General features: G+C 71.6%; 22 protein-coding genes. 9 read left to right on the top strand and 13 right to left on the bottom strand.

The annotated features are described in order from the left end of the window. Positions 1 to 21 precede the first annotated feature (21 nt). The 6 genes from pgl to tkt are packed head-to-tail and all read right to left on the bottom strand — an operon-like array spanning position 22 to position 8,840. Entirely contained in the window at positions 22 to 774 is a 753-nt protein-coding gene (pgl, locus tag ABEG17_RS18645; protein WP_406830988.1) for a 6-phosphogluconolactonase, read from the bottom strand. Beyond that, positions 771 to 2,177: a glucose-6-phosphate dehydrogenase assembly protein OpcA gene (locus ABEG17_RS18640; protein ID WP_406830987.1), complete on the bottom strand. Its 1,407-nt coding sequence runs from the start codon at positions 2,175 to 2,177 to the stop codon at positions 771 to 773. The genes pgl and ABEG17_RS18640 overlap by 4 nt, the downstream gene beginning before the upstream one ends. Further along, complete coding sequence (zwf, locus tag ABEG17_RS18635) at positions 2,174 to 3,718, bottom strand: glucose-6-phosphate dehydrogenase (protein ID WP_406830986.1); 1,545 nt, start codon at positions 3,716 to 3,718, stop codon at positions 2,174 to 2,176. Before zwf ends, ABEG17_RS18640 begins: the two co-directional genes overlap by 4 nt. After that, positions 3,715 to 5,373, bottom strand: coding sequence for a glucose-6-phosphate isomerase (locus ABEG17_RS18630; protein ID WP_406830985.1), 1,659 nt, complete (start codon positions 5,371 to 5,373; stop codon positions 3,715 to 3,717). Before ABEG17_RS18630 ends, zwf begins: the two co-directional genes overlap by 4 nt. Then, the gene (tal, locus tag ABEG17_RS18625; RefSeq protein ID WP_406830984.1) at positions 5,370 to 6,536 is read right to left on the bottom strand and encodes a transaldolase; all 1,167 of its coding nucleotides are present in this window, start codon (positions 6,534 to 6,536) and stop codon (positions 5,370 to 5,372) included. Before tal ends, ABEG17_RS18630 begins: the two co-directional genes overlap by 4 nt. A 6-nt stretch (positions 6,537 to 6,542) precedes the next feature. After that, a complete protein-coding gene (gene tkt / locus ABEG17_RS18620) occupies positions 6,543 to 8,840 on the bottom strand; it encodes a transketolase (protein ID WP_406830983.1) in 2,298 nt (765 codons plus the stop codon). Positions 8,841 to 9,005: 165 nt separating this feature from the next. Here tkt and ABEG17_RS18615 point away from each other — a divergent pair, with 165 nt between their 5' ends. Continuing rightward, a complete protein-coding gene (locus ABEG17_RS18615) occupies positions 9,006 to 9,947 on the top strand; it encodes a heme o synthase (protein ID WP_406830982.1) in 942 nt (313 codons plus the stop codon). An 8-nt stretch (positions 9,948 to 9,955) separates the two neighbouring features. Here ABEG17_RS18615 and ABEG17_RS18610 read toward each other — a convergent pair whose 3' ends face one another. Genes ABEG17_RS18610 through ABEG17_RS18580 form a run of 7 tightly spaced genes read right to left on the bottom strand, consistent with a single transcriptional unit; the run spans position 9,956 to position 15,137 of the window. Continuing rightward, positions 9,956 to 10,468, bottom strand: coding sequence for a hypothetical protein (locus tag ABEG17_RS18610; RefSeq protein ID WP_406830980.1), 513 nt, complete (start codon positions 10,466 to 10,468; stop codon positions 9,956 to 9,958). A 41-nt stretch (positions 10,469 to 10,509) separates the two neighbouring features. Then, a complete protein-coding gene (locus tag ABEG17_RS18605) occupies positions 10,510 to 11,802 on the bottom strand; it encodes an MFS transporter (protein WP_406830979.1) in 1,293 nt (430 codons plus the stop codon). Further along, entirely contained in the window at positions 11,799 to 12,380 is a 582-nt protein-coding gene (locus ABEG17_RS18600) for an ArsR/SmtB family transcription factor (protein WP_406830978.1), read from the bottom strand. The genes ABEG17_RS18605 and ABEG17_RS18600 overlap by 4 nt, the downstream gene beginning before the upstream one ends. 56 nt (positions 12,381 to 12,436) lie before the next feature. Next, complete coding sequence (locus tag ABEG17_RS18595; RefSeq protein WP_406830977.1) at positions 12,437 to 12,619, bottom strand: hypothetical protein; 183 nt, start codon at positions 12,617 to 12,619, stop codon at positions 12,437 to 12,439. 49 nt (positions 12,620 to 12,668) lie between these two features. Further along, positions 12,669 to 13,610: a COX15/CtaA family protein gene (locus ABEG17_RS18590; RefSeq protein ID WP_406830976.1), complete on the bottom strand. Its 942-nt coding sequence runs from the start codon at positions 13,608 to 13,610 to the stop codon at positions 12,669 to 12,671. Positions 13,611 to 13,659: 49 nt separating this feature from the next. Next, entirely contained in the window at positions 13,660 to 14,430 is a 771-nt protein-coding gene (locus tag ABEG17_RS18585; protein ID WP_406830975.1) for an ABC transporter permease, read from the bottom strand. Beyond that, complete coding sequence (locus tag ABEG17_RS18580) at positions 14,427 to 15,137, bottom strand: ABC transporter ATP-binding protein (protein WP_406830974.1); 711 nt, start codon at positions 15,135 to 15,137, stop codon at positions 14,427 to 14,429. The genes ABEG17_RS18585 and ABEG17_RS18580 overlap by 4 nt, the downstream gene beginning before the upstream one ends. A 190-nt stretch (positions 15,138 to 15,327) precedes the next feature. Here ABEG17_RS18580 and ABEG17_RS18575 point away from each other — a divergent pair, with 190 nt between their 5' ends. The 8 genes from ABEG17_RS18575 (at position 15,328) to sufC (ending at position 23,553) form a co-directional block, all read left to right on the top strand. Next, positions 15,328 to 15,531: a hypothetical protein gene (locus ABEG17_RS18575; RefSeq protein ID WP_406830973.1), complete on the top strand. Its 204-nt coding sequence runs from the start codon at positions 15,328 to 15,330 to the stop codon at positions 15,529 to 15,531. 173 nt (positions 15,532 to 15,704) lie between these two features. Beyond that, a complete protein-coding gene (locus tag ABEG17_RS18570; RefSeq protein WP_406830972.1) occupies positions 15,705 to 15,881 on the top strand; it encodes a hypothetical protein in 177 nt (58 codons plus the stop codon). Between the two features lie 67 nt (positions 15,882 to 15,948). Beyond that, the gene (locus ABEG17_RS18565) at positions 15,949 to 18,912 is read left to right on the top strand and encodes an AAA family ATPase (protein ID WP_406830970.1); all 2,964 of its coding nucleotides are present in this window, start codon (positions 15,949 to 15,951) and stop codon (positions 18,910 to 18,912) included. Between the two features lie 82 nt (positions 18,913 to 18,994). Next, the gene (locus ABEG17_RS18560; protein ID WP_406830969.1) at positions 18,995 to 19,783 is read left to right on the top strand and encodes a helix-turn-helix transcriptional regulator; all 789 of its coding nucleotides are present in this window, start codon (positions 18,995 to 18,997) and stop codon (positions 19,781 to 19,783) included. Then, complete coding sequence (gene sufB / locus ABEG17_RS18555; RefSeq protein ID WP_406830968.1) at positions 19,780 to 21,201, top strand: Fe-S cluster assembly protein SufB; 1,422 nt, start codon at positions 19,780 to 19,782, stop codon at positions 21,199 to 21,201. The genes ABEG17_RS18560 and sufB overlap by 4 nt, the downstream gene beginning before the upstream one ends. Beyond that, on the top strand, positions 21,201 to 22,412 hold the full coding sequence (sufD, locus tag ABEG17_RS18550; protein WP_406830967.1) for a Fe-S cluster assembly protein SufD: 1,212 nt from the start codon (positions 21,201 to 21,203) through the stop codon (positions 22,410 to 22,412). The genes sufB and sufD overlap by 1 nt, the downstream gene beginning before the upstream one ends. Further along, complete coding sequence (locus tag ABEG17_RS18545) at positions 22,409 to 22,792, top strand: non-heme iron oxygenase ferredoxin subunit (RefSeq protein WP_406830966.1); 384 nt, start codon at positions 22,409 to 22,411, stop codon at positions 22,790 to 22,792. Before sufD ends, ABEG17_RS18545 begins: the two co-directional genes overlap by 4 nt. Before the next feature lie 2 nt (positions 22,793 to 22,794). Next, positions 22,795 to 23,553 (top strand): Fe-S cluster assembly ATPase SufC, encoded by a 759-nt coding sequence (gene sufC, locus ABEG17_RS18540; protein WP_406830965.1) that lies wholly within the window; start codon positions 22,795 to 22,797, stop codon positions 23,551 to 23,553. The last annotated feature ends 11 nt before the right edge of the window (positions 23,554 to 23,564 follow it).

Genomic DNA, 23,564 nt, shown 5'->3' with positions numbered 1-23,564 from the left:
CACGGCGGTCAGGAGACCGGGTCAGCCGAGCTCGGAGGCGGCGTCGGTGTCCAGCAGCCACAGGGTCTCCTGCCGGCCCTTGACCTGGGCGGCCGAGGACTCGGACGGGGCCGCTCCAGCGACCGAGACGGCCACGGCGTGCGACTTGTCGGCCCCCGCGACGATGAACCAGGTCCGCTCGGCCCGTGCCAGCGCCTCGAAGGTCAGGGTGACCCGGGTCGGCGGCGGCTTGGGGGAGTCGTGCACCGGCGCCGCGGCCACCCCGGCGGTCAGCTGGTCCGGGTGACCGGGGAACAGCGACGCCACGTGCGCGTCCGGACCCACACCGAGCAGCAGCACGTCGAACGTCGGGGACGGTGCCCCGTCGCCGGCAGCGGCAGCCAGCTCGGCGGCATACCTGGCCGCGGCTGCGGCCACGTCGTCACCATCGGGTCCGTCCGGTCCGGGGACGGCGTGCACCTTGGCCGGATCGAGCGGGACGGCGTCCAGCAGGGCATCGCGGTTCTGGGTCTCGTTGCGCTCGGGGTCGCCCGCGGGCAGGAATCGCTCGTCGCCCCACCAGACGTGCAACCGGTCCCAGGCGACGGCGTCACGGGCCGCGCTGGCTGCCACGGACGCGAGGATCGCCGAGCCCATCGTGCCGCCGGTGAGGACCACGTGCGCCTCACCACGGGCGGCCTGCGCGTCGGCCAGGGCGGTGATGAGCCGGGCCGCCGACGCATCGGACAACAGCTGCTTGGTCGCGTGGACGAGGACGACGGGTTCGCTGGTCACGAGCCCTCCTTCGTCGTCGCGGTCCGCTTCGCTGCAGCCTTCTTCACCGTGACCTTCTTCGCCCCGACCTTGGCCGTGGCCTTCTTCGCCCCGACCTTGGCCGTGGCCTTCTTGGCCCCGACCTTGGCCGTGGCCTTCTTGGCCCCGACCTTGGCCGTGGCCTTCTTCGCCCCGACCTTGGCCGTGGCCTTCTTGGCCCCGACCTTGGCCGTGGCCTTCGTCGGCGTGGACGTGGCAGCGGCCTTCGTCGCGGACTTCGTCGACGTGTCGGACGGGGACGCACGACCGGCCTTGGCCTTGTCGAGCTTGCGGGCAGCAGCCTTCTTCACCGTCGCGGTGGTGCTCTTCCGCTGCTCGGGGTCCGGTGCCCGGACCATGGCCGCGCTGCCGGCCTGGTGCGCCCTGGCGAGCTTGCGGGCCTCGGCGGCGGCCTCCTCGGTCGATGGCGCATCGCCTTCACGGATGGCGTCGCTGGCGGTCGTCGACTTCCGCCCGACCCGGGGCAGACCCTTGCGGATCGTCTCCTCGTAGATGTCGTCGGGATCCAGGCGTCGCAGCTCGTCGGCGAGGCACTCGGCCGTGGCCCGGCGGGCGAGGGTGATCCGGCGCACCGGCTGCCCGGGCTGGGTGAGCGTGGCGACGGTGCCGTCGGGGCGGACCAGGTCCACCGGGCCGCTCTTGCGGTCCAGCCGGACGCTGATCATGCCGGTGCCGGCGCGGCTACGGGCACGAGTCACCTTGCAGCGCAACGTCTCTGCGAGCCAAGCCGCCAGCAGGTCGGTCGAGGGGGAGTCGCTGCCGCCCGTGACGGTGGCTTCGATGACGGGCTCGAACGGACGCTGGTCGAGCGCTGCAGCGAGCAGTCCGCGCCACAGGGTGACCCGCGTCCAGGACAGGTCGGTGTCGCCACCGGCGTAGGTCTGGGCACGGTTGAGCAGCGACTGGCGCGGGTTCTTGGTCTCTGCGGCGTCGGTGATCCGGCGCTGGGCCATCGAGCCGATCGGGTCCTTGGACACGTTGGCCGGGGCCTCGCTGGGCCACCAGGCCACGACGGGGGAGTCCGGCAGCAGCAGCGGGGTGACGACACTGCGACCGTGCTCGGTCAGCGCGCCGTACAACCGGGCCACGACGACCTCGCTGGCTCCGGCGTCGCCGCCGACCCGGATCTGGGCGTCGATGCGTGAGGCTCCACGCTTGTTGCCGATGACGACGGCGATGATGCGGCACGGGTGCTGCCGGCTGGCGTCGTTGGCGGCCTCGATGGCCTCGTCGGCCTCCTGCTCGTCGACGACGATGATCAGGGTCAGGACGCGGCCGAGGGCCATGGCCCCGGTGTCCTGGCGCAGCGCGACCAGCTTCTTGCTGATGGCCACGGTCGAGGTGCTGGGCAGGTCGATGATCAAGGCATTCTCCAGACGCGTCCGTCGCGGTGCATCATCTCGTCGGCGCTGGCTGGTCCCCAGCCACCCGAGAGGTAGGGCTCGACAGCACCCTTCTGCTTGGCCCAGAACGCCTCGACCGGATCGAGAATCTGCCAGGACAGCTCGACCTCCTCGTGGCGCGGAAACAGGGGCGGGTCGCCGAGCAGCACGTCGAGGATGAGTCGCTCGTACGCCTCGGGGCTGGACTCGGTGAAGGCGCGGCCGTAGCCGAAGTCCATCGTCACGTCACGCACCTCCATCTGGGCACCGGGCACCTTGGCACCGAAGCGCATGGTGATGCCCTCGTCGGGCTGCACCCGGATGACGATGGCGTTCTGGCCGAGCTCCTCGGTCGCCGTGTCGTTGAACGGCAGGTGCGGGGCCTTCTTGAACACCACCGCGATCTCGGTGACGCGCTTGCCGAGCCGCTTGCCGGTGCGCAGGTAGAACGGGACCCCCGCCCAGCGGCGCGAGTCGATCTCGAGCTTGAGCGCTGCATACGTCTCGGTGCGCGAGCCGGGGGCGACGCCGTCCTCGTCGAGGTAGCCGCCGACCTCCTCGCCACCCTGCCAACCCGGCGCATACTGCCCTCGGGCGGTGGCCTTGCCCAGGTCCTTGGGCAGGCGCACCGCGGACAGGACCTTCTCCTTCTCGGAGCGCAGGTGCTCGGCGGCGAAGGAGACGGGCTCCTCCATCGCGGTCAGCGCCAGGAGCTGCAGGAGGTGGTTCTGGATGACGTCGCGGGCGGCGCCGATGCCGTCGTAGTAGCCGGCGCGGCCACCGATGCCGATGTCCTCGGCCATGGTGATCTGCACGTGGTCGACGTAGTTGGCGTTCCAGACCGGCTCGAACATCTGGTTGGCGAAGCGCAGGGCCAGGAGGTTCTGGACCGTCTCCTTGCCGAGGTAGTGGTCGATGCGGAACACCGAGTCGGCGGGGAACACGCTCTCGACGATGTCGTTGAGCTCGCGCGCGCTCTTGAGGTCGTGGCCGAACGGCTTCTCGATGACCACACGACGCCACGAGTCGCCCGCAGGACGACTCAGGCCGGAGCGCTCGAGCTGCTCGCAGACCGTGGAGAACGAGCCGGGCGGGATCGAGAGGTAGAACGCCTGGTTGCCACCGGTGCCGCGCTCCTCCTCGAGCGACTTGACCGTCTCGGCCAGCAGGTCGAAGGAGTTCGGGTCGTCGAACGTGCCTGGCACGAAACGGAATCCCTCGGCGAGGTTACGCCAGACGCTCTCCCGGAACGGGGTACGAGCGTGCGCCTTGACCGCGTCGTAGACAATCTTCCCGAAGTCCTGGTCGGCCCAGTCGCGGCGGGCGAAGCCCACGAGCGAGAAGCCCGGCGGCAGGAGACCGCGGTTGGCGAGGTCGTAGATCGCCGGCATGAGCTTCTTGCGGGCCAGGTCGCCGGTGACCCCGAACAGGACCATGCCGCAAGGGCCGGCGATGCGGGGGAGGCGCTTGTCACGCGGGTCACGCAGCGGGTTGTGGTCCTGCGTCACACGGGTGGGACTCATGCACTGCCCTTCGCGTCGTGGTCGGAGCCGGTCGTGAGGGCGTCGCGCACCTGGGCCAGCCCGGCATCGTGGTCGGTGAGGTGGAGCTGCAGGACAGGGCGACCGTGCTGCGCGAGCACCTGGGCGTCACCCGCGGCCTGGGAGGCCACGAAGTCACCGAAGCTGAACTCGCGCCCGGGGACGGCGAGGTCCTCGTGGGGAGCGGTCGTGATCTGCAGGTAGACCCCGGTGGCCGGTCCACCCTTGTGGAACTGGCCGGTGGAGTGGAGGAACCGCGGCCCCCAGCCGAACGTCACCGGGCGGTGGGTACGGCGCGCCAGGCCGGGCCGCACGGAGGCCAGCTCCGCGTCGGTGATCCGGTCGAGGTAGGCCATCACCGCGACGTAGCCACGGTCGGCGTCGAGCTGCCCGAAGAGCGCCTCGATCGCCTGTGGCACGGTGGTGGCGCCTGCGAGCCAGTCGCCGCCCAGGGCGCGGATCTCGACCGCGCCGTCGGTGGCTGCGGGCTCGTCGGCCGCGCCCATGCCCTGGTCGAGCAGGGTGCGGGCGGCCTTCTTGGCACTCTCCACGTCGGGCTGGTCGAACGGGTTGATGCCGAGCAGCCTGCCGGCGGCCGCCGTGGCGACCTCCCACAGCAGCAGCTGGGCGCCGAGCGGACCGCTCACGGCGATGTCCGACCGGCTGGCGTCCACCATGCCGGTGGCGGAGTCGTCCTCGTCCTCACCCTTGAGGCGGACGACGGTGACGTCGGCGCCGGGGTGGGCGACCTCGGGGTCGTCCTGGGAGCCGACCACCACGGGGAGGATGCCGGTGCCCTGCTTGCCGGTGCTCTCGGCGATGAGCTGCTCGGCCCAGTCGGGCAGGCCGACGATGCCGGAGCCGTCGTCGACGAGGACGAGCTTGTCGCGCAGGGGGTTGGTGGCGGCCATGGCCGCGCCCAGCCGCAGGGCCGGGTTGGCGTCGTCATCGGCGCTGAGGACGTCGGCGACGGCCTCGGCGTCGTCCAGCAGCGCCTCGATGTCGGCACCGGCCAGCCCGGAGGGGACCAGCCCGAACGCGGTTAGCGCGGAGTAGCGGCCGCCGACGTTGGGGTCGGCGTTGATGACGCGGTAGCCGTCGGCGCGGGACTGCTCGTCGAGCGGGCTGCCCGGGTCGGTGACGATGACGATGCGGCTCGTCGGGTCGATGCCCTTGCCCTCGAACGCCGCCTGGAACGCGCGGCGCTGGGAGTCGGTCTCGACCGTGGAGCCGGACTTGCTCGAGACGACGACGACAGTGCGGTCGAGGTCGACGATCGCGTCGCGCACCATGTCGGGCTGGGAGGAGTCGAGGACGACGAGGTCGACCCCGGCCGTCGCGCAGATGACCTCCGGCGCGAGCGACGAACCGCCCATGCCGCACAGCACGACGCGGTCGACACCCTCACCGCGGAGCTGGTCGCGCAGGGCCGCGATCTCCCCGAGGAGCGGCCGCGACGTGCGGGCGAGGTTCACCCACGAGAGACGGATCGCCGACTCGGACTCGGCCTCGGGACCCCAGAGGGTGGCGTCCTGGGCGAACAGCTTGCTCGCGAACTGCGCCTCGACCAGGGCCGGGACGGATGCGGCGATCGCGTCCGCGGCGGGGCCGGAGGCGACCACACCGAGTGAGCTCACCGGTCGACCTGGTCCGTGTCGCCGGACTCCTTGTCGGGCGTGTCGGCGCCCACGTCGGCGCGGGCGAGGTCCATGTCCTTCTGCACCTCGTCGAGCAGCTCGCCCCAGGCGACCTCGAACTTGTCGACGCCCTCGCGCTCGAGCTGTGCGGTGACCTCGGCGTAGGAGATCCCCAGGCCCTCGAGGGCGTCGAGCACCTCGGCGGCGTCGGCGTAGTTGCCGGTGATCGTGTCACCGGTGACGTCACCGTGGTCGATGACCGCGTCGAGCGTCTTCTCGGGCATGGTGTTGACCGTGTGGGGGGCGACCAGCTCGGTGACGTAGAGGGTGTCGGAGTAGGCCGGGTCCTTCACGCCTGTGGAGGCCCACAGCGGACGCTGGGCGTGGGCGCCGTCGTCCTCGAGGTTCTTCCAGCGCGGGGTCGAGAAGACCTCCTCGTAGGCCTGGTAGGCGAGCCGGGCGTTGGCGACCGCGGCCTTGCCCTTGAGACCCTTGGCCTCGTCGGTGCCGAGCGCGTCGAGGCGCTTGTCGATCTCGGTGTCGACGCGGGAGACGAAGAACGAGGCGACCGAGTGGATCTTCGACAGGTCCTTGCCCTTCTCCCGTGCCTGCTCGAGGCCGGTGAGGAAGGCGTTCATCACGCCGCGGTAGCGGTCGAGGGAGAAGATCAGCGTGACGTTGACGCTGATGCCCTCGGCCAGGACCTGCGAGATGGCGGGCAGGCCCTCCACGGTGGCGGGGATCTTGATGAGCACGTTGGGGCGGTCGACCGCCTCGACGAGCTTCTTGGCCTCCTCGACGGTCTTGCCGGTGTCCTTGGCCAGGCGCGGGTCGACCTCGATCGAGACGCGTCCGTCGACACCGCCGGTGGACTCGTAGATGGGCAGGAACGCGTCGCAGGCGTTGCGGACGTCCTCGGTCGTGAGGCCGAAGACGACCTCGTCGACGGTCTTGCCGTCGGCGGCGAAGGCGCGCAGGTCGGCGTCGTACCGGTCGCCCTTGGCGAGGGCGGCCTGGAAGATCGAGGGGTTCGTCGTCACACCGACGATGCCCTTGTCGATGAGCTCCTTGAGGTTGCCGGTCTCGATCCGCTCGCGCGACAGGTCGTCGAGCCAGACGGAGACGCCCTGGTCGGCGAGGGCCTTGAGTGCGTTGTCAGTCACGTTGGGTCACTTCCCTTTGGATGCAGCGCTCTTCGTGGCGGCGCTGCGCTTGGTCGTGGTGTCGGTCGCCTTGGTCGGCGAGACCGCGGCGCGGGGCCGGGTCTGGTTGACGGCGGGTGCGGCGCTCTTGCGCGCCGTGGCCTTGGCGTCCTTGAGGGAGTCCTTGGCCGCCTTGACGACGGCCTCCGGGGTGATCCCGAACTCGCGGTACAGCGTCTTGTAGTCGGCCGAGGCACCGAAGTGCTCCAGGCTGATGCTGCGACCGGCGTCACCGACGAGGTCGTGCCATCCCATCGACACGGCGGCCTCGACGCTGACGCGCGCCCGGACCTCGGGCGGCAGGACGCGGTTCTGGTAGGCCTTGCCGGCCTGCTCGAACCACTCGCGACACGGCATGGACACCACACGAGTGGCAACGCCCTGGCGCTCCAGAGATTCCCGCGCCTCCAGGGCGATCGCGACCTCGGAGCCCGTGGCGATGAGGATCACGTCCGGGGCGGACTTGCCGTCCTTGCCGCCGTCGATGAGGACGTAGGCACCCTTGGCCGCGTTCGACGCCTTCGCGTAGACCTTGCGGTCGAGGACCGGCACGTTCTGGCGGGTCAGGGCCAGTGCGGCCGGACGGGCGTTGCGCAGGACTTGGCCCCACACGGCCGCGGTCTCGTTGGCGTCCGCGGGGCGGACGACGTCGAGGCCCGGTATGGCGCGCAGCGAGGCGAGGTGCTCCACCGGCTGGTGGGTGGGTCCGTCCTCACCGAGGCCGATGCCGTCGTGGGTCCAGACGTAGGTGACGGGCAGCTGCTGGATGGCGGCGAGTCGCACCGCGGGGCGCATGTAGTCCGAGAAGACGAGGAAGGTTCCGCCATAGGGGCGGGTGAGTCCCTCGAGCGCGATCCCGTTGAGGATCATGCCCATGCCGTTCTCGCGGATGCCGAAGTGCAGGGTGCGGCCGTAGGGCCCGCCCTTCCACTCGCGGGTCTGCCGGTTGCGCGGGATGAAGGACGGCTCGCCCTCCATCGTCGTGTTGTTGGACTCGGCGAGGTCGGCGGAGCCACCCCAGAGCTCGGGCATCACGCCGGCGAGGGCGGTGAGCACCTTGCCGGACGCCGCGCGGGTCGCCATCCCCTTGGCCATGTCGGCCTCGAACACCGGGAGTGCGGCGTCGAGCCCGGCCGGCAGGTCGCCGGCGACGAGGCGGTCGAGCAGACCGGCGCGGTCCGGGTTGGCCTTGCGCCACGCGGAATACGTCTTGTCCCATGCCTTGTGGGCAGCCTTGCCGCGCTTGCCCACCTGACGGGTGTGGGACAGGACCGCGCGGTCGACCTCGAAGGTCTTGGCAGGGTTGAAGCCGAGCAGCTCCTTGGTAGCGGCGATCTCGGCGTCGCCGAGGGCGGAGCCGTGCGACTTGCCGGTGTCCTGCTTGGTCGGCGACGGCCAGGCGATGATCGTGTGGAGCTGGACCAGCGTGGGGCGGTTGCTCTTCTTCGACTTCTCCAACGCGGCCAGCAGGGCGTCGACGTTCTCGACGTATGCGGCGCCGTCACCGTCGCCGCGCCAGTCGACGTCGACGACGTCCCAGCCGTAGGCGCGGTAGCGCGCGGCGACGTCCTCGGAGAACGAGATGTCGGTCTGGTCCTCGATCGAGATCTGGTTGGCGTCGTAGATGACGGTGAGGTTGCCGAGCTGCTGGTGGCCGGCGAGCGAGCTGGCTTCGGCCGACACGCCCTCCATGAGGTCGCCGTCGGAGGCGATGACCCAGATGTGGTGGTCGAAGGGGCTCTCGCCGGCCTTCGCGTCGGGGTCGAGCAGGCCACGCTGGCGGCGCTGGGCCATGGCCATGCCGACGGCGGAGGCCAGACCCGAACCGAGCGGCCCGGTGGTGATCTCGATGCCGGTGGTGTGGTGGACCTCGGGGTGCGCGGGAGTGCGGGATCCCCACGTGCGCAACGACTTCAGGTCGTCCAGCTCGAGGCCGTAGCCCGAGAGGAACAGCTGGACGTACTGGGTCAGGCTCGAGTGGCCGGCCGACAGGACGAAGCGGTCGCGCCCGAGCCAGGCGGCGTCGCCGGGGTCGTGGGTCATGACGTTCTGGTAGAGCAGGTAGGCCGCTGGCGCAAGGCTCATGGCGGTACCGGGGTGACCGTTGCCGACCTTCTGGACCGCGTCGGCAGCGAGCAGTCGGGCGGTGTCGACCGCACGGACGTCGAGGTCGGTCCAGCCGGCCTTGCGGGCCACGGGACGGCGCAGCGTGGTGCTGCGCTTCCTCGCGGTGGTGGCCTTGGTGGAACGGGGGGTGGTGGGCACTGGTGGTTCTCCTCACACTGAGTTGCACAGGCGGCTCGAGGCTTCGGCATGAGAGTAGTCCTGAGCGTGACCGTCGTCGCATCCAGTCCTGGCGATCGGCTACGTCGTGACGGGGATAGACTGGCCCCGCCCTTGAGACCCCCAGCAGCACCCGTGAAGGACGCCGTGACCGCACTCGATCCGACTGCCCGGATCTCCGCGTCCCCGATGAGGCCCCGGCGCAAGGCCGCCGCCTACCTCGCGCTGACCAAGCCCCGCATCATCGAGCTGCTGCTCGTGACGACGGTGCCGGTGATGTTCCTCGCGAAGGGCGGTGTCCCGTCGCTGTGGCTCATCGTCGCGACCTTGGTCGGCGGCGCCCTCAGTGCCGGCGCCGCCAACACGTTCAACTGCGTGTACGACCGCGACATCGACGCGGAGATGCACCGCACCAGCAACCGACCCATGGTCACCGGCGAGATCTCGCCTCGAGAGGGACTCGTCTTCGGGGTCGTGCTGACCCTCGCGTCCACGGTGTGGTTCGCCCTGGTCGTCAACTGGTTGTCGGCCGCCCTCTCGCTCGGCGCGATCGTCATGTACGCCGTCGGCTACACCATGCTCCTCAAGCGCCGCACCGCCCAGAACATCGTGTGGGGTGGCGCCGCCGGGTGCATGCCGGTCCTGATCGGGTGGTCGGCCGTCGCCGACTCGGTCTCCTGGTCCGCCGTCGTGCTCTTCCTCGTCATCTTCTTCTGGACGCCGCCGCACTACTGGCCGCTGTCGATGAAGTTCAAGGACGACTACGCCGCCGCCCACGTGCCGATGCTCCCGGTCGTCGAGAAGTTCGTCGTCGTCGCCCGGCAGATCGTCGCCTACTCATGGGCGATGGTCGCGGCGTCCCTGCTGCTCGTCGTGGTGCACCCCATGGGCTGGCTCTACCTCGTCACCGCCGTGGCGACCGGCGTGCTGTTCCTCACCGAGGCGCACCGCCTGATGCGAGCTGCGAAGGCCGGTGAGGGCCCGGCGGTGCTGCGCCCGATGCGGCTGTTCCACTTCTCCATCACCTACGTCGGGATCCTCTTCCTCGGCGTCGCGCTCGACCCGCTGTTCTACCTGCCGCTGCGCTGAGGCCGGCCCTAGCCCCCGGTCACCGCGATGTAGACGGCGGCGTTGCCGCCAGGGTTGAGGAGCACAGCCGGCGCCAGGCACCGCGTCGGCAGGGTGACGTGGGCGCGGATCCGCGCGTCCCCACTGGAGCTGAACGGCACCGTCGCCGTCGTGGCGACGACCTTGCCACCGCAGGCGATGCTGGCGCCGAGGGTCGGCAGGGGGTTCCCACGTCCGGGGATCACCAGCCCCTCGACCTCCACTCTGAGGGAGCCACTTCGGGACAGCCGGGCCTGCCCCTCCTCGATGACCCAGGGGGCGCCACCGGGCTTGGCACCGAACAACGTCGGGTCGCTGACCTGGCTGCCGTCGATAGGCGCGCGCAGGATGGACGAGTCCTCGTCGTGGTGGGACGAGGACTCGTGCTGGGACGAGCTGTCGTGATGGGACGAGCTGCCGCTGGCCAGGGCGGCGGTGGAACCGAACGCCACAACGGCGAGAACGGCTCCGGTGGCGGCGGCAAGGCGCGTGGGTGACTTCATGACTGACCTCTTCGTCGGGTGGACGTCCCTGGTGGACCTCCTCAACGGGAGACGAGAAGACCTTCGTCAGGGTTCACCTCGGGCATGTCGCGCCGACCGCGCAGAGGGCTCCAGAACATCGACAGGCAGGCGAGCGCGTGCACCGCGGCCATCACCGCGATGGTGGGCCGCAGACCGACCTGCGTGCCGAGGAAACCTGCCACCAGGCCCGCGATCGGCATGGTGCCGTAGTTGACCACCTGGGCCGTGGTCACCTGACGGGCGAGCATCGCCTCGGGGACGTAGCGGTTGCGCCAGGCCCCGCGGATCACGTTGCCCGCAACCACACCGGTGCCCACGAGCAGCTGCCCGGCCACGAGGTATGCCGTGCCGGCCCCCGGGGTGGCCAGCGGCACCAGCAGGGCGGTCGGGCCCGCGACGACCTGGAGCCAGAGGACGGCCCGTGCGCTCCCGAGCCGGGAGGACACCCGCGTCGCGAGGGCGGCGCCGAGGAAGCCGCCGATGCTCCCGGTGGCCATGACGACGCCCACCGTGGCCGGTGACATCCCGAGGTCCCTGACGAGGAAGAGGACGAGCAGCGCGCCATACCCGGTGAGCCCGAAGTTGGACAGCCCGCCCATCACGGTGAAGAACCGCAGGATGCGGTCGCCGCGGATGTAGTCCACGCCCTCGCGGATGCTCCTTCGCAGGGACGGTCGCGGTGGCCCTGCGGTGGGGGAGGGCTGCGCGGCGGGGGTGAGCCTGAGCATCGCGAGGCACGCTGCCGAGACGAGGAAGCTCACCGCGTCGACCACGAGCCCGAGTGCCGCGGAACCCAGCTGGGCGAGCAGGCCACCCACCCCCGGGCCGGCCACCTGCATGGCCGACTCGGTGCCGAACAGGCGCGCGAACACGCGCTCCTGCTGCTCGGCGGGGGCGACCTGCCGCACGAGCGCCGGGTATGCGGCGCGGAAGAACACCGTGCAGGTGCCGTTGCCCAGCGCGGCGAGCACCACGTGCGTCAGGGTCAGCGAGCCCATCGCCCAGGCCACCGGCACGCTGACGAGGACCGAGGCGGCGACGAGGTCGCTGACGACCATGACGCGGCGGGCGGGCAGCCGGTCCACCCAGGCGCCGGCGGGGAGACCGATGAGCAGCCACGGCACCCAGGCCGCGGCCGTGAGGATGCCCATCCACCCGGGCCCGGCGTCAAAGGCGACGACGGCGAGGAGGGGGAGCAGGACCGAGGTGGTGGCGTTGCCGAGGACGCTCACGCCCTCGCCGAGCCAGAGCAGGCTGAAGTCCCGGTTGCGGCGCAGGGGGAGCGCGGCGACCGGTGCGGGTCGGTCCGTCATGGCTGGGCCGGGAACCCTCGGGCGAAGACGAAGACCGGTTCGCGTTCCTGGCCGTCGTCAGGAACCGTGCGCTGCGACCAGCGGAGCAGGGTCGCGACGATCTCACCGGACAGCTCGCCCAGCTCTTCGGGAGTCAGGCGCATCCAGTTCTGGCTGTTGAACGCGGCGGCGTCCCATTCAGGGACGGAGGCGGCGTTGGCGTTCCACTCCTGGGTGCGCTCGAACTGTCGCTGCAGGGTGAGGGCCTCGGCGGCATACGCGGCGGTCAGGGCGGCGGTGTCGTCGGCGAACTCGGCGCGCGACCAGCGGGTGCCCGGGTCGACCAGTCGCCACCAGCGTTCGCGCCGGTCTTTGGCGAGGTCGGGCGCCTCCTCGACGAGGCCGGCCTCGGCCAGCACCTTGAGGTGGTGGCTGGCGCTTCCCACGGCCTGGCCGGTGCGCTGGGCCAGGCCGGACGCCGTGGAGGGGCCATCGACCTTGAGCGCGTCCATCATGCGGGAACGGAACGGGTTGGCCATGGCCGACAGGGCCTTGGCGTCGGTGACGCGGCGGATTCCGTCAGGATCTCTCGTGGGCATACCCACAAGAATAGTTGTACAACACTGATTGCACAAGAGAGCTTGTGCAATCGGGGTCAGTGCTGGCAGCCCACCGGGGTCTGGATGATGCCCGTCGCCGGCATCGCGGTCTCGACGGTGCCGCCCGGCCCCCACTGCGTGCACTCGGTGGTCGGCTGGGCCGCCTGCCAGAACGCCCACCCGGCCACGAGGGCCAGGGCGAGGCGTAGCGCGACCTTGCGGTTGATGGTCCCCCTCATGATCCCCATGGTTGAGTGTGCACCCTTGGGGGCTCTCCGGGGTGGGAATTCAGGAGCTGATTGGCACGAGAGTCGTCCGCTGGCGGACGACAGCCCTGGTCAGGGCCACGACGAGCAGGGTCGCGAGGAGCATGTGCACGACCACGACGGCCCACGGGAGTCCGGTGAAGTACTGCGTGTAGCCGACGACGCCCTGCAGCACGGTGACGGCGAGGACGGCGGCCCACGCGCGCCCGGGGGCCGACGTGGTGCCGGTGAGGCGGGCGGCGATCCAGGTCGCGACGGCCAGGCCGACGAAGAACATGACGGCGTCGGCGTGCAGCCACGAGACTGTGCGCGGGTCGAAGCCCAGGCGGGCCGGCTCGTTGGCGTCACCCGAGTGCGGGCCGGATCCTGTGACCACGGTGCCCAGGGCGAGGACGACCGCCGCGACGGCGCAGGTGGCCCAGCCGAGCCGTTCGACGAGCGGGTGCACGACGAGGGCGCGGGGGCCCGCAGGCTCCTGCGCGCGGAAGTAGAGGAACGCCGCAGCGGTGACCAGCCCCATGGAGACCAGGAAGTGCGCGGCGACCGTGATCGGGCTCAGCCCGGTGAGGACGGTGATGCCGCCGAGGACGGCCTGGACGAAGACGCCGCCGAGGACGGCGAACGCCGGCACGAGCAGGTCGCGACGGCGATCGGCCCAGAGGAAGACACCCACGATGGCCAGCAGGGCGGCGATGCCCACGAGGCTGGTCAGGGTGCGGTTGCCGAACTCGATGTAGCGGTGGAAGCCCTCCGCCTGGTGGGGCACCGGGGTGTACGACCCCGGGACGCACTGCGGCCACGTGGGGCAGCCCAGGCCGCTGCCGGTGAGGCGGACCAGGCCGCCGGTGACGACGATGAGCACCTCGACGACGAGGTTGAACAGCAGGATCCGGGGGAGCCAGGTCGCCCCCGTCGAGGTCGCCGGAGCGGTCGTGGAGGGCGTCGAGACGGGTGCTGCGGTCACCCCACGAGGGTACGTCTCAGGCGGAACGCCGAAGAGGTCGGGTGAGGGCTCAGTCGCTCCAGCGGAACAGGCGCCGCGCCAGCAGGGTCGCGACGGCACCCCAGACGACGAGGACCGCCCAGTGGGCCGGGCTCGCGGAACCGTGGACGAGGGCGGCGCGCAGGCTGTCACCCAGCGCCGCCGAGGGCAGCAGCTCGACCACCGGGGCGAACCGGCCGGGGAGCTCGCTCCCCGCGACGACGACACCACCGAGGGCGAGCAGGACGAGCCACACGAGGTTGGCGAGGGCCAGGACCCCCTCGGCGCGCAGCGTGCCCCCGAGCAGGAGGGCCAGCGCCACGAACGCCCACGTGCCGAGCAGCGTGGACACCAGCGCAGCCGGTATGCCGCTCCAGCGCGGCTCCCAGCCCAGCGCCAGCCCCACCCCGGCGATGACGACGAACTGCAGGGCGATCACGGACAGGACCGCGGTGGCCTTCGCGAGGAGGAGGCCTGTGCGCCCGAGGGGGGAGACCCCGAGCAGGCGCAGCACGCCGTACCTGCGGTCGAACCCGACCGAGATCGCCTGGCCGGTGAAGGCCGAGGAGATCACGCAGAGCGCCAGTACTCCGGGGACGACGAGGTCCACCCGGCGACCGGTGCCGACCGGGATGCCGGTGGTGGCCACCAGCCCGATGAGCACGGCGACGGGCAGCACCAGGGCGACGAGCAGCTGCTCGCCGTTGCGCAGGAGGGTGATCGCCTCGAAGCGGGCCTGGGCGAGGACCCGGGTGCGGGCCGGTGCGGCGGCCGCACCCGCTGCCATCGGGGTGGCACTCATGCGGCGGTCCGTCGGGTGAGGGCGAAGTAGCGGTCCTCGAGGCGCTCGCCGGCCGTGACCTCGGCCAACGACCCCTGGGCGACCACGCGCCCGGCCGCCACGACGACGATGTGGTCGGCGAGGCGCTCGGCCTCCTCGAACGAGTGGGTCGTCAGGACGACGGCGGCACCCGCGTCGGCGACCTCGCGCACGAGGTCCCAGACGTCCAGCCGGGCGTGCGGGTCCAGCCCGGCGCTCGGCTCGTCGAGGAAGGCGACCTCGGGACGGCCGACCAGGGCGGCGGCGAGGGCGAGCCGCTGCTTCTGGCCACCGGACAACCGACGCACCGACGTCGACGCGAAGTCGCCGAGCCCGAGGCGGGTGACGAGGTCGTCCAGGGGCGCCGGGGCGGCATACAGGGAGCTGAGGTGACGCAGCAGCGGCAGCGGTCGGGCGGAGTTGGGCAGGCCGCCGTCCTGGAGCATGACGCCGACGCGGGCACGGTGGTCGGCGCTCGCGTTCCAGGGGTCCGTGCCGAGGACCCGGACCTCGCCGGAGTCGGCACGGCGCAGCCCCTCGCAGCACTCGACCATCGTCGTCTTGCCGGCGCCGTTGGGGCCCAAGACCGCGGTGACCCGGCCCGACTCGGCCGACCAGGTCGCGCCGTCGAGGGCGATGACGTCGCTGTATCGCTTGGCGAGGCCGGTCACGGCGACTGCGGGTGGCACCCCCCGAGTCTAGGTCGGGGCAGGACGTCTCACGGTCCCGGGTCGGGCGAGCCGAGCGGTGCCGAGTCGAACTGAGGCGGTCCGGGCGCCGGAACCCGGCACCTTCCCCATGTCGACGGGCACCTCAGGCGCGAAGTCTCGGAGCTGCCGCACCCGGTCGGGTGCCGGCGACACCGAACAGGAGCAGGTCATGAGTCTCACCGCACACCCCTACGTCGTCCTCGCCGAGCAGCAGTGGAAGCAGGACAACCTCGGCGGCGCCAACCGCGCGCCGCACCGTGCCCCACGCGGAAGCGGCGGCACCCGGGCAGCCCTGCGCCGGGTCGTGGCCGCACTGCACACGCCGCGGCACACCCCGCAGCGCGGCGGCCGACACAGGGCCCGTCCCGCCTGAGGTGCCGCCCTGAGGTGTCGGGCCGGGTGGTCCGGCGCAGATAAGGCATCTGCCCCATGTGGCCCCCCACCTCAGCCGCGCAGCGTGGGACCCGTCGAAGGAGGGAGCACCCCTCACCAACCCGGCCTCGACAGCCCGCACCACCACACGAACCACCACCCGAGGAGAACACCATGAGCATCGCCGCAGACCCGCTGTTCGTCACCGCCGAGGTCGCCTACCGCCGCGAGTCCCTGGCCGCCGGACTGCCCACCGCGCGCCGTGCCCGTCGACACCACAACGTGGTGGAGGCGATCCTGCAGCGGGGTCCCCGCCTGCACCACCGCCACGGCATCGCGCGCCACGCCTGACGTGGCCGCACCCGGGGCCCTGCAGACCCACGCCGTCGCGTCCGGCCCCTCTGACATGATCGATGGCGTGGGTCTGGACGCTGCGGGCAGCAGCCTGTTCGTGGGGCGGGCTGACGAGGCCGACCGCCTCGTGGCGCTGACGGGCGTCGGCGGGGCCGGAGCCGACCACGGGAGCGTCGTCCTGTCCGGCGATGCCGGGATCGGCAAGACCAGGCTCCTGGCCGAGGTGGCCGGCACGGCCCGCGACCACGGGTGGACGGTCCTCGTGGGGCACTGCCTGAGCGAGGCCGGCCAGTCCCTGCCCTACCTGCCGTTCCTCGAGGTCCTCGGACGTCTCGAGGCCGAGGCGCCCGAGGCCGTCGAGCGCGCGGTGCGCGCCCACCCGGCACTGGCCCGACTCCTGCCGGGCCACCGGGCAGGAGTCCCGGATGCCGCGACCGCCGACCGCGCCGACGTGGAGTCCGGCGACCGAGGCGACCTCGTCGCGGGGGTGCACGCGGCCCTGGAGGAGGTCGGCGCCACGACCCCGCTGCTCCTCGTCGTGGAGGACGTCCACTGGGCCGACCAGTCCTCGCGCGACCTGCTGACCCTGCTGTTCACCCGAGGGTTCAGCAGCGTGGTGAGCGTCGTCGCGTCCTACCGCAGTGACGACCTGCACCGCCGCCACCCGCTGCGCGCCACCCTGGCCCACTGGTCACGGCTGGCCCAGGTGGCTCGGCTCGACCTCCCGCCGCTGCCCGATGCCGCCGTCCGCGAGCTGGTCCACGGCCTGCAGGCCCAGAGCCGCAACCGGCCCCTGGCCGACAGCGACGTGCGTGCCGTCGTCGAGCGGGCCGAGGGCAACGCCTTCTTCGCGGAGGAGCTCGTCGCCGCCTCGACCATGGGTCACACCGGGCTCGCCGAGGACCTGTCGCGGCTCCTGCTCGTGCGGTTCGACCAGCTGGGTGCCCCCGGCCAGCACGTCGTCCGGGTGGCCTCGGCCGCCGGGCGCCACGTCTCCCACCAGCTCCTCGCCACCGTCGCCGGCCTGCCGGAGCCCGAGCTCGATGCCGGGCTGCGTGACGCGGTCGAGCACCACGTCCTCGTACCGCTCGACAGCGGGGGCGGCTACGCCTTCCGCCACGCCCTGCTCGGCGAGACCGTCTACGACGACCTCCTGCCGGGGGAGCGGGTGCGCGCCCACGAGCGGTATGCCGCGGCCCTCACCGCCGACCACGCACTGGGCTCGTGGGCCGAGCTCGCGCGGCACGCCTCGGCGGCCGGGCAACGGGACGTGGCACGGGAGGCGAGCGTCCGGGCTGGTGACTCGGCCCTGCGGATGGCCGGTCCGGAGGAGGCCTGGCGGCACTTCAGCCTGGCCCTGTCCCTCATGCCCGAGACCGCCGACGACGATGAGGTCGACGGCGTGACGCTGCGCGCTGCCGCCGCAGCCACCGCGGTCGGCAGGCTCTACAAGGCCCTCGACCTCCTGCAGGACCGGCTCGAGCGACGTCCGTCCACCGCCCCACCCGCCGGCCGCGCCGAGCTGCTCGCTGCGCTCGCGACGGCGGCGCGGGTCACCGAGAGCACCCTCGACACCCTGGCGGCGGCGAAGGAAGGCCTGGCCCTGCTCGACCCGGTCGCCGAGGCCCACCCGCGGGTGCGCGCCCAGCTGCTCGCGGCGAGGGTCCAGGCGCTCGCCGACCGCGGTCGTGACGAGGAAGCCCTCGTCGGTGTCGAGGAGGCGGTGGCGGCGGCGCGGTCGGCCGGCATGGGTGAGCTCGCCGACGAGATGCGGGTCGTCGAGGCGCGGATCACCGAGCGTGCCGGAGACCCGGAGAAGTCGCGTCGCGCCCTCGAGGCCCTGATCGAGTCCTCTCGGTCGCCGGGAGACCCCGCGCAGGCCCGTGCCTTCCACCACCTGGGGTGGCTGCACCACCGGGCCGGACGGCTCGACGAGGCGGTGGACGTCTACCGCCGCGGCGTCGAACGCGCCCGGGCCGTCGGTCGACCGTGGGCCCCGTACGCCTTCGACGGTCGGCTGCTCGCCGGCATCGCCGCATACGAGCGGGGCAGGTGGGACGAGTCGCTGGCCATCCTGGCCGCGGACGGCGAGGCGCCGCCCGAGCCGGCAGGGTCGTCGTTGCGTGCTGCCCGCATGTACGTCGCCGCCGGGCGGGGCGAGGTCGCGGCGCTCACCGAGCTCGAGGCGACCAGGCCCTGGTGGGAGCGGGAGGGGCTCGTCGCCCTCCTGGCCGGCACGGCCGCGGTCGACCTGCACGCGGACGCCGGCGACCTCGACCGGGCGACCGCGGTGCACGACGAGGTCGTCGACGTGCTCTCCCGGGTGTGGGACCCCCTCTTCCAGGGCCAGCTGCGCCTCGGGACCCTGCTGCTCGGCCAGCTCGCCAGCCACGTCCAGCGGGTGCCGACCTCCGCCCGCGCGGCCGTGCTGGCCCGGGGGGCCGCGCTCGCCGAGACCAGCCAGCTCGTGTGGGACCAGGCGCTGACCCGACCCGGCAACGACGGCCCGGAGTCCACGGCCTGGCTGGCGCGGTCCCGCGCCGAGGCCCTGCGGCTGCGGTGGCTCGGGGGAGAGGACGTCGACCCCGCCGAGCTCGTCGAGTCCTGGCGGTCGGCGGTGGCGGCCTTCGAGGCCTACGGCCACGTCTTCGAGGCCGCACGGTCCCGGGCCAGGCTCGGCGTCGCCCTGAGGTCCTCGGGACACGCCGACGGGTCCGCCGAGCTGGCGGCCGCCCTCGACGTCGCGGTGCGTCTCGGTGCGCAGCCCCTTCGTGCCGAGATCCGCGCAACGGGCGCCGCCAGGCCGCCGGGGCGGCCGACCTCGCGGCACGGGGAGGCGCTCACCGCCCGCGAGCGGGAGATCCTGGCCCTCGTGGCCCTGGGCCGCAGCAACAAGCAGATCGGCACCCAGCTGTTCATCAGCGGCAAGACCGCCAGCGTCCACGTGTCCAACATCCTGGCCAAGCTCGGGGTCGCCGGCCGCGGTGAGGCCGTCGCGGTCGCCCGCGAGCGCGGACTGATCGACTGAGGGACGCGCCGTACGCCTCCCCGGGCGAGGTTAGGGGAGCCTTGCTATGCGAGGGGCGGGGCAATTACGTAACATCGACGTTGTGAATATCGCCGAAGCGCCCCAGGTGCTCGAGTCGCGCACCCGCGACCGGGTCCTGCAGGCGATCAGCGAGCGCGGCCCCGTGACCGCGGCGACCCTGGCCGAGGAGTTCGGCCTCACCGTCCCGGCCGTCCGCCGTCACCTGGAGAACCTCGTCGACGCCGGCCTGATCGTCGAGCGCGAGCACGGTCCGTCCGCGGGACACCGTGGCCGAGGCCGCCCCGCCCGCGCCTACGTCGTCAGCGCCACCGGACACCAGGCCCTCGAGTCGGACTACGACGACCTCGCGATGGAGGCGTTGCGCTTCCTGTCCGGCGAGGCCGGCGACGACGCCGTGCGCCGGTTCGCCGAGCAGCGTGTGCACGAGCTCGAGCAGCGGTATGCCGTCGAGCTGGACGCCGCCGGCAGCTCGCGTGCCGCCCGGGTCGACGCCCTCGTCGGCGCCCTGACCCGCGACGGCTTCGCCGCCTCGGCGCGCCCCGTCGGGGAGCCCGGCAGCGCCACCCCGTTCACCGGGATCCAGCTCTGCCAGGGCCACTGCCCGGTGCAGGGCGCCGCCCGGGAATTTCCGCAGTTCTGTGACGCTGAGACAGATGCGTTCTCGCGCCTGCTCGGTGTCCACGTGCAGCGGCTGGCGACGTTGGCGCACGGCGACCACGTCTGCACCACGTTCGTCCCCACGAGCACCGTCCAGCACGCCACGCCGGTGAGTCGGACGAGCACCAACCCCACCCCGTCCAGCAGCGCTAACACCATCGCTGTGACACGAACAGAAGGGTCTACGCGATGAGCACCAACATCGAAGAGCTGAACCCCGGTCTGAAGGACCTGGGCCGCTACGAGTACGGCTGGGCCGACAGCGACAGCGCCGGCGCCACCGCGAAGCGGGGCCTGAACGAGGACGTCGTGCGGGACATCTCCGCGCGCAAGAACGAGCCCCAGTGGATGCTCGACCTGCGCGAGAAGTCCCTGCGCCTGTTCGGCAAGAAGCCCATGCCCACCTGGGGCTCGGACCTCACGGGCATCGACTTCCAGAACATCAAGTACTTCGTGAAGTCCACCGAGAAGCAGGCCACCACCTGGGACGAGCTCCCGGAGGACATCAAGAACACCTACGACCGCCTCGGCATCCCGGAGGCCGAGAAGCAGCGCCTCGTCGCCGGTGTCGCGGCCCAGTACGAGTCCGAGGTCGTCTACCACCAGATCCGCGAGGACCTGGAGGAGAAGGGCGTCATCTTCGTCGACACCGACACGGGCCTGCGCGAGCACGAGGACCTGTTCCGCGAGTACTTCACCTCGGTGATCCCGGCCGGTGACAACAAGTTCGCCGCGCTCAACACCGCCGTGTGGTCCGGTGGCTCGTTCATCTACGTGCCGCCGGGCGTCCACGTCGACATCCCGCTGCAGGCCTACTTCCGGATCAACACGGAGAACATGGGTCAGTTCGAGCGGACCCTGATCATCGCCGACGAGGGCTCCTCCGTGCACTACGTCGAGGGCTGCACCGCGCCGATCTACAAGTCCGACTCGCTGCACTCCGCGGTCGTCGAGATCGTCGTGAAGAAGAACGCCCGCGTCCGCTACACGACCATCCAGAACTGGTCCAACAACGTCTACAACCTCGTCACCAAGCGCGCGACCTGCGCCGAGGGCGCGACGATGGAGTGGATCGACGGCAACATCGGGTCCAAGGTCACCATGAAGTACCCGGCTGTGTTCCTCCTCGGCGAGCACGCCAGGGGCGAGACGCTGTCCATCGCCTTCGCAGGTGAGGGCCAGCACCAGGACGCCGGGGCCAAGATGGTCCACGCCGCCCCCAACACCTCCTCGACCATCGTGTCGAAGTCGGTGGCCCGCGGTGGTGGCCGCACCTCCTACCGTGGCCTGGTCCAGATCCTCGAGGGTGCCCACGGCTCCCGCTCGAGCGTGGTCTGCGACGCGCTGCTGGTCGACACGATCAGCCGCTCCGACACCTACCCCTACGTCGACATCCGCGAGGACGACGTGACGATGGGCCACGAGGCCACGGTCTCCAAGGTGTCCGAGGACCAGATGTTCTACCTCATGTCCCGCGGCCTGACCGAGGAAGAGGCCATGGCCATGATCGTGCGCGGGTTCGTCGAGCCCATCGCGCGCGAGCTGCCCATGGAGTACGCCCTCGAGCTCAACCGCCTGATCGAGCTTCAGATGGAAGGAGCCGTCGGCTGATGAGCCTTCTGGCCGAGAAGTCATCCCCCCAGGCAACGGCCGGAGCCCACACGGACTCCGCCGCCGCCTTCGTCCCCGACCAGTCGCGGGCCGAGCGCAAGACCTCGTACGCCGTCGCGGACTTCCCCGTCCCCGGTGGCCGTGAGGAGGAGTGGCGGTTCACCCCCGTCGACCGCCTCAAGGGCCTGTTCTCCGAGGAGGGCAGCACCGAGGGCGCCGTCACCGTGACGACCGAGGTCCCCGAGGGCGTCGAGGTCATCGAGCTGGCCATGGACGACGAGCGGGTGGGCTCCGCCTACCGCCCGGCCGACCGGGCCGCCGTGACGGCATACGCCGGCGCCGAGCAGGCCCTGCTGGTGGGCATCCCCGCCGAGGCCGAGCTCGACGCCCCGGTGTTCGTCCGCGTGACGGGCCACGCCGGTCGCGACAACGCCCACCTCGTCGTGGACGCCGGCCGGCACAGCAAGGCCACCGTCATCCTGGAGCACCGAGGCACCGGCGAGCACACTGCGGGGGTCGAGATCCGGGTCGGAGACGGCGCGGACCTCACCTTCGTCACCGTGCAGGAGTGGGACGACACCGCCCTGCACGTCGCGCAGCACGACGCCCTCATCGGCCGCGACGGGCGCCTGCGCCACATCGTCGTGACCCTCGGTGGCGAGCTGGTCCGCGTCTCGACCAACGCCCGGTACTCCGGTCCCGGCGGGTCGTTCGAGGGCCTCGGTGTCTACTTCGCCGACGCCGGCCAGCACCAGGAGCACCGGCTCTTCGTCGACCACGAGGCGCCGCACTGCCACTCGAACGTCGAGTACAAGGGTGCCCTGCAGGGCGAGACGGCCCACACGATCTGGGTCGGTGACGTCCTCATCCGCGCGAGCGCCGAGGGCACCGACACCTACGAGCTCAACCGCAACCTCATCCTCGACGACGGGGCCCGGGCCGACTCGATCCCCAACCTCGAGATCGAGACCGGCGAGATCGTCGGGGCCGGGCACGCCTCGGCGACCGGTCGCTTCGACGACGAGCAGCTCTTCTACCTGCAGGCGCGCGGCATCCCCGAGGACATCGCCCGTCGCCTGGTCGTCCGCGGCTTCTTCGCGAGCGTCGTGGCGCGCATCGGTGTGCCGGAGGTCTCCGAGCGGCTGATGGCCGCCATCGACACCGAGCTCGGTGGCACCACCGTGCAGGAGTCCCTCGAGGACGCCGAGTGAGCGCAGCAGCCGAGCTCGTCCCCGACGAGGAGTTCGTCCGGGTCTGCCGGCTCGACGAGCTCCCGGAGGTGGGCGCTGCGGCCGCCGACATCGGCGGCACGATCGTGGCCCTGGTCCGCACCAGGGACGGCAGCGTCCACGCGGTCGACGACATGTGCAGCCACGCCAACGTCTCGCTGTCCGAGGGCGAGGTCGACGGCTGCACCCTCGAGTGCTGGCTGCACGGCTCGCGGTTCGACATCCGCACCGGAGAGCCGTCGGGTCCGCCCGCGATCGTCCCCATCAACGTGTACCCCGTGAAGATCGACGGCGACGACGTCTACGTCGCCACCACCCCCCAGAACACTTCCTCCACCACTCCCACACACCTGGAGCGCTGAGCATGTCCACACTCGAGATCCGCAACCTGCAGGTCACCGTCGAGACCGAGAACGGCACCAAGGAGATCCTCCGCGGCGTCGACCTCACCGTGAAGTCCGGCGAGACCCACGCGATCATGGGCCCCAACGGCTCCGGCAAGTCGACCCTGGCCTACTCCATCGCCGGTCACCCCAAGTACACCGTCACGGGTGGCACCGTCACCCTCGACGGCGAGGACGTGCTGGCGATGAAGGTCGACGAGCGCGCCCGCGCCGGCCTCTTCCTCGCGATGCAGTACCCCGTCGAGGTCCCCGGTGTCACGGTGAGCAACTTCCTGCGCACCGCCAAGACCGCCATCGACGGCGAGGCCCCCAAGCTGCGCACCTGGGTCAAGGAGATGAAGGGCGCCATGGGCGAGCTGCGCATGGACCCCACCTTCGCCGAGCGCAACGTCAACGAGGGCTTCTCCGGTGGCGAGAAGAAGCGCCACGAGATCCTCCAGATGGAGCTGCTCAAGCCGAAGGTCGCCATCCTCGACGAGACCGACTCGGGCCTGGACGTCGACGCCCTGCGCGTCGTCTCCGAGGGCGTCAACCGGGCCAAGGACAACACCGACGTGGGTGTCCTGCTGATCACGCACTACACGCGCATCCTGCGCTACATCAAGCCTGACTTCGTGCACGTCTTCGTCGACGGCAAGATCGTCGAGGAGGGTGGCTCGGAGCTGGCCGACCGCCTCGAGGCCGAGGGCTACGACCGCTACGTCGGCGCCCCGGCCTGAGCCCGCTGACC

Source organism: Pedococcus sp. KACC 23699 (genome assembly GCF_045348425.1).
Lineage (GTDB): Bacteria > Actinomycetota > Actinomycetes > Actinomycetales > Dermatophilaceae > Pedococcus.
The sequence above is the reverse complement of the archived record's forward strand: the minus strand, read 5'-3'. Positions and strand labels throughout refer to the sequence as shown.

What these genes read in the sequence shown, in the direction of transcription:
- sufD (WP_406830967.1), top strand. Translation starts at nt 21,201, where the DNA reads ATGAGCCTTCTGGCCGAGAAGTCATCCCCCCAGGCAACGGCCGGAGCC.
- ABEG17_RS18610 (WP_406830980.1), bottom strand. Translation starts at nt 10,468, where the DNA reads ATGAAGTCACCCACGCGCCTTGCCGCCGCCACCGGAGCCGTTCTCGCC.
- ABEG17_RS18585 (WP_406830975.1), bottom strand. Translation starts at nt 14,430, where the DNA reads ATGAGTGCCACCCCGATGGCAGCGGGTGCGGCCGCCGCACCGGCCCGC.
- zwf (WP_406830986.1), bottom strand. Translation starts at nt 3,718, where the DNA reads ATGAGTCCCACCCGTGTGACGCAGGACCACAACCCGCTGCGTGACCCG.
- ABEG17_RS18605 (WP_406830979.1), bottom strand. Translation starts at nt 11,802, where the DNA reads ATGACGGACCGACCCGCACCGGTCGCCGCGCTCCCCCTGCGCCGCAAC.
- ABEG17_RS18600 (WP_406830978.1), bottom strand. Translation starts at nt 12,380, where the DNA reads ATGCCCACGAGAGATCCTGACGGAATCCGCCGCGTCACCGACGCCAAG.
- sufC (WP_406830965.1), top strand. Translation starts at nt 22,795, where the DNA reads ATGTCCACACTCGAGATCCGCAACCTGCAGGTCACCGTCGAGACCGAG.
- sufB (WP_406830968.1), top strand. Translation starts at nt 19,780, where the DNA reads ATGAGCACCAACATCGAAGAGCTGAACCCCGGTCTGAAGGACCTGGGC.
- ABEG17_RS18595 (WP_406830977.1), bottom strand. Translation starts at nt 12,619, where the DNA reads ATGAGGGGGACCATCAACCGCAAGGTCGCGCTACGCCTCGCCCTGGCC.
- ABEG17_RS18575 (WP_406830973.1), top strand. Translation starts at nt 15,328, where the DNA reads ATGAGTCTCACCGCACACCCCTACGTCGTCCTCGCCGAGCAGCAGTGG.
- ABEG17_RS18570 (WP_406830972.1), top strand. Translation starts at nt 15,705, where the DNA reads ATGAGCATCGCCGCAGACCCGCTGTTCGTCACCGCCGAGGTCGCCTAC.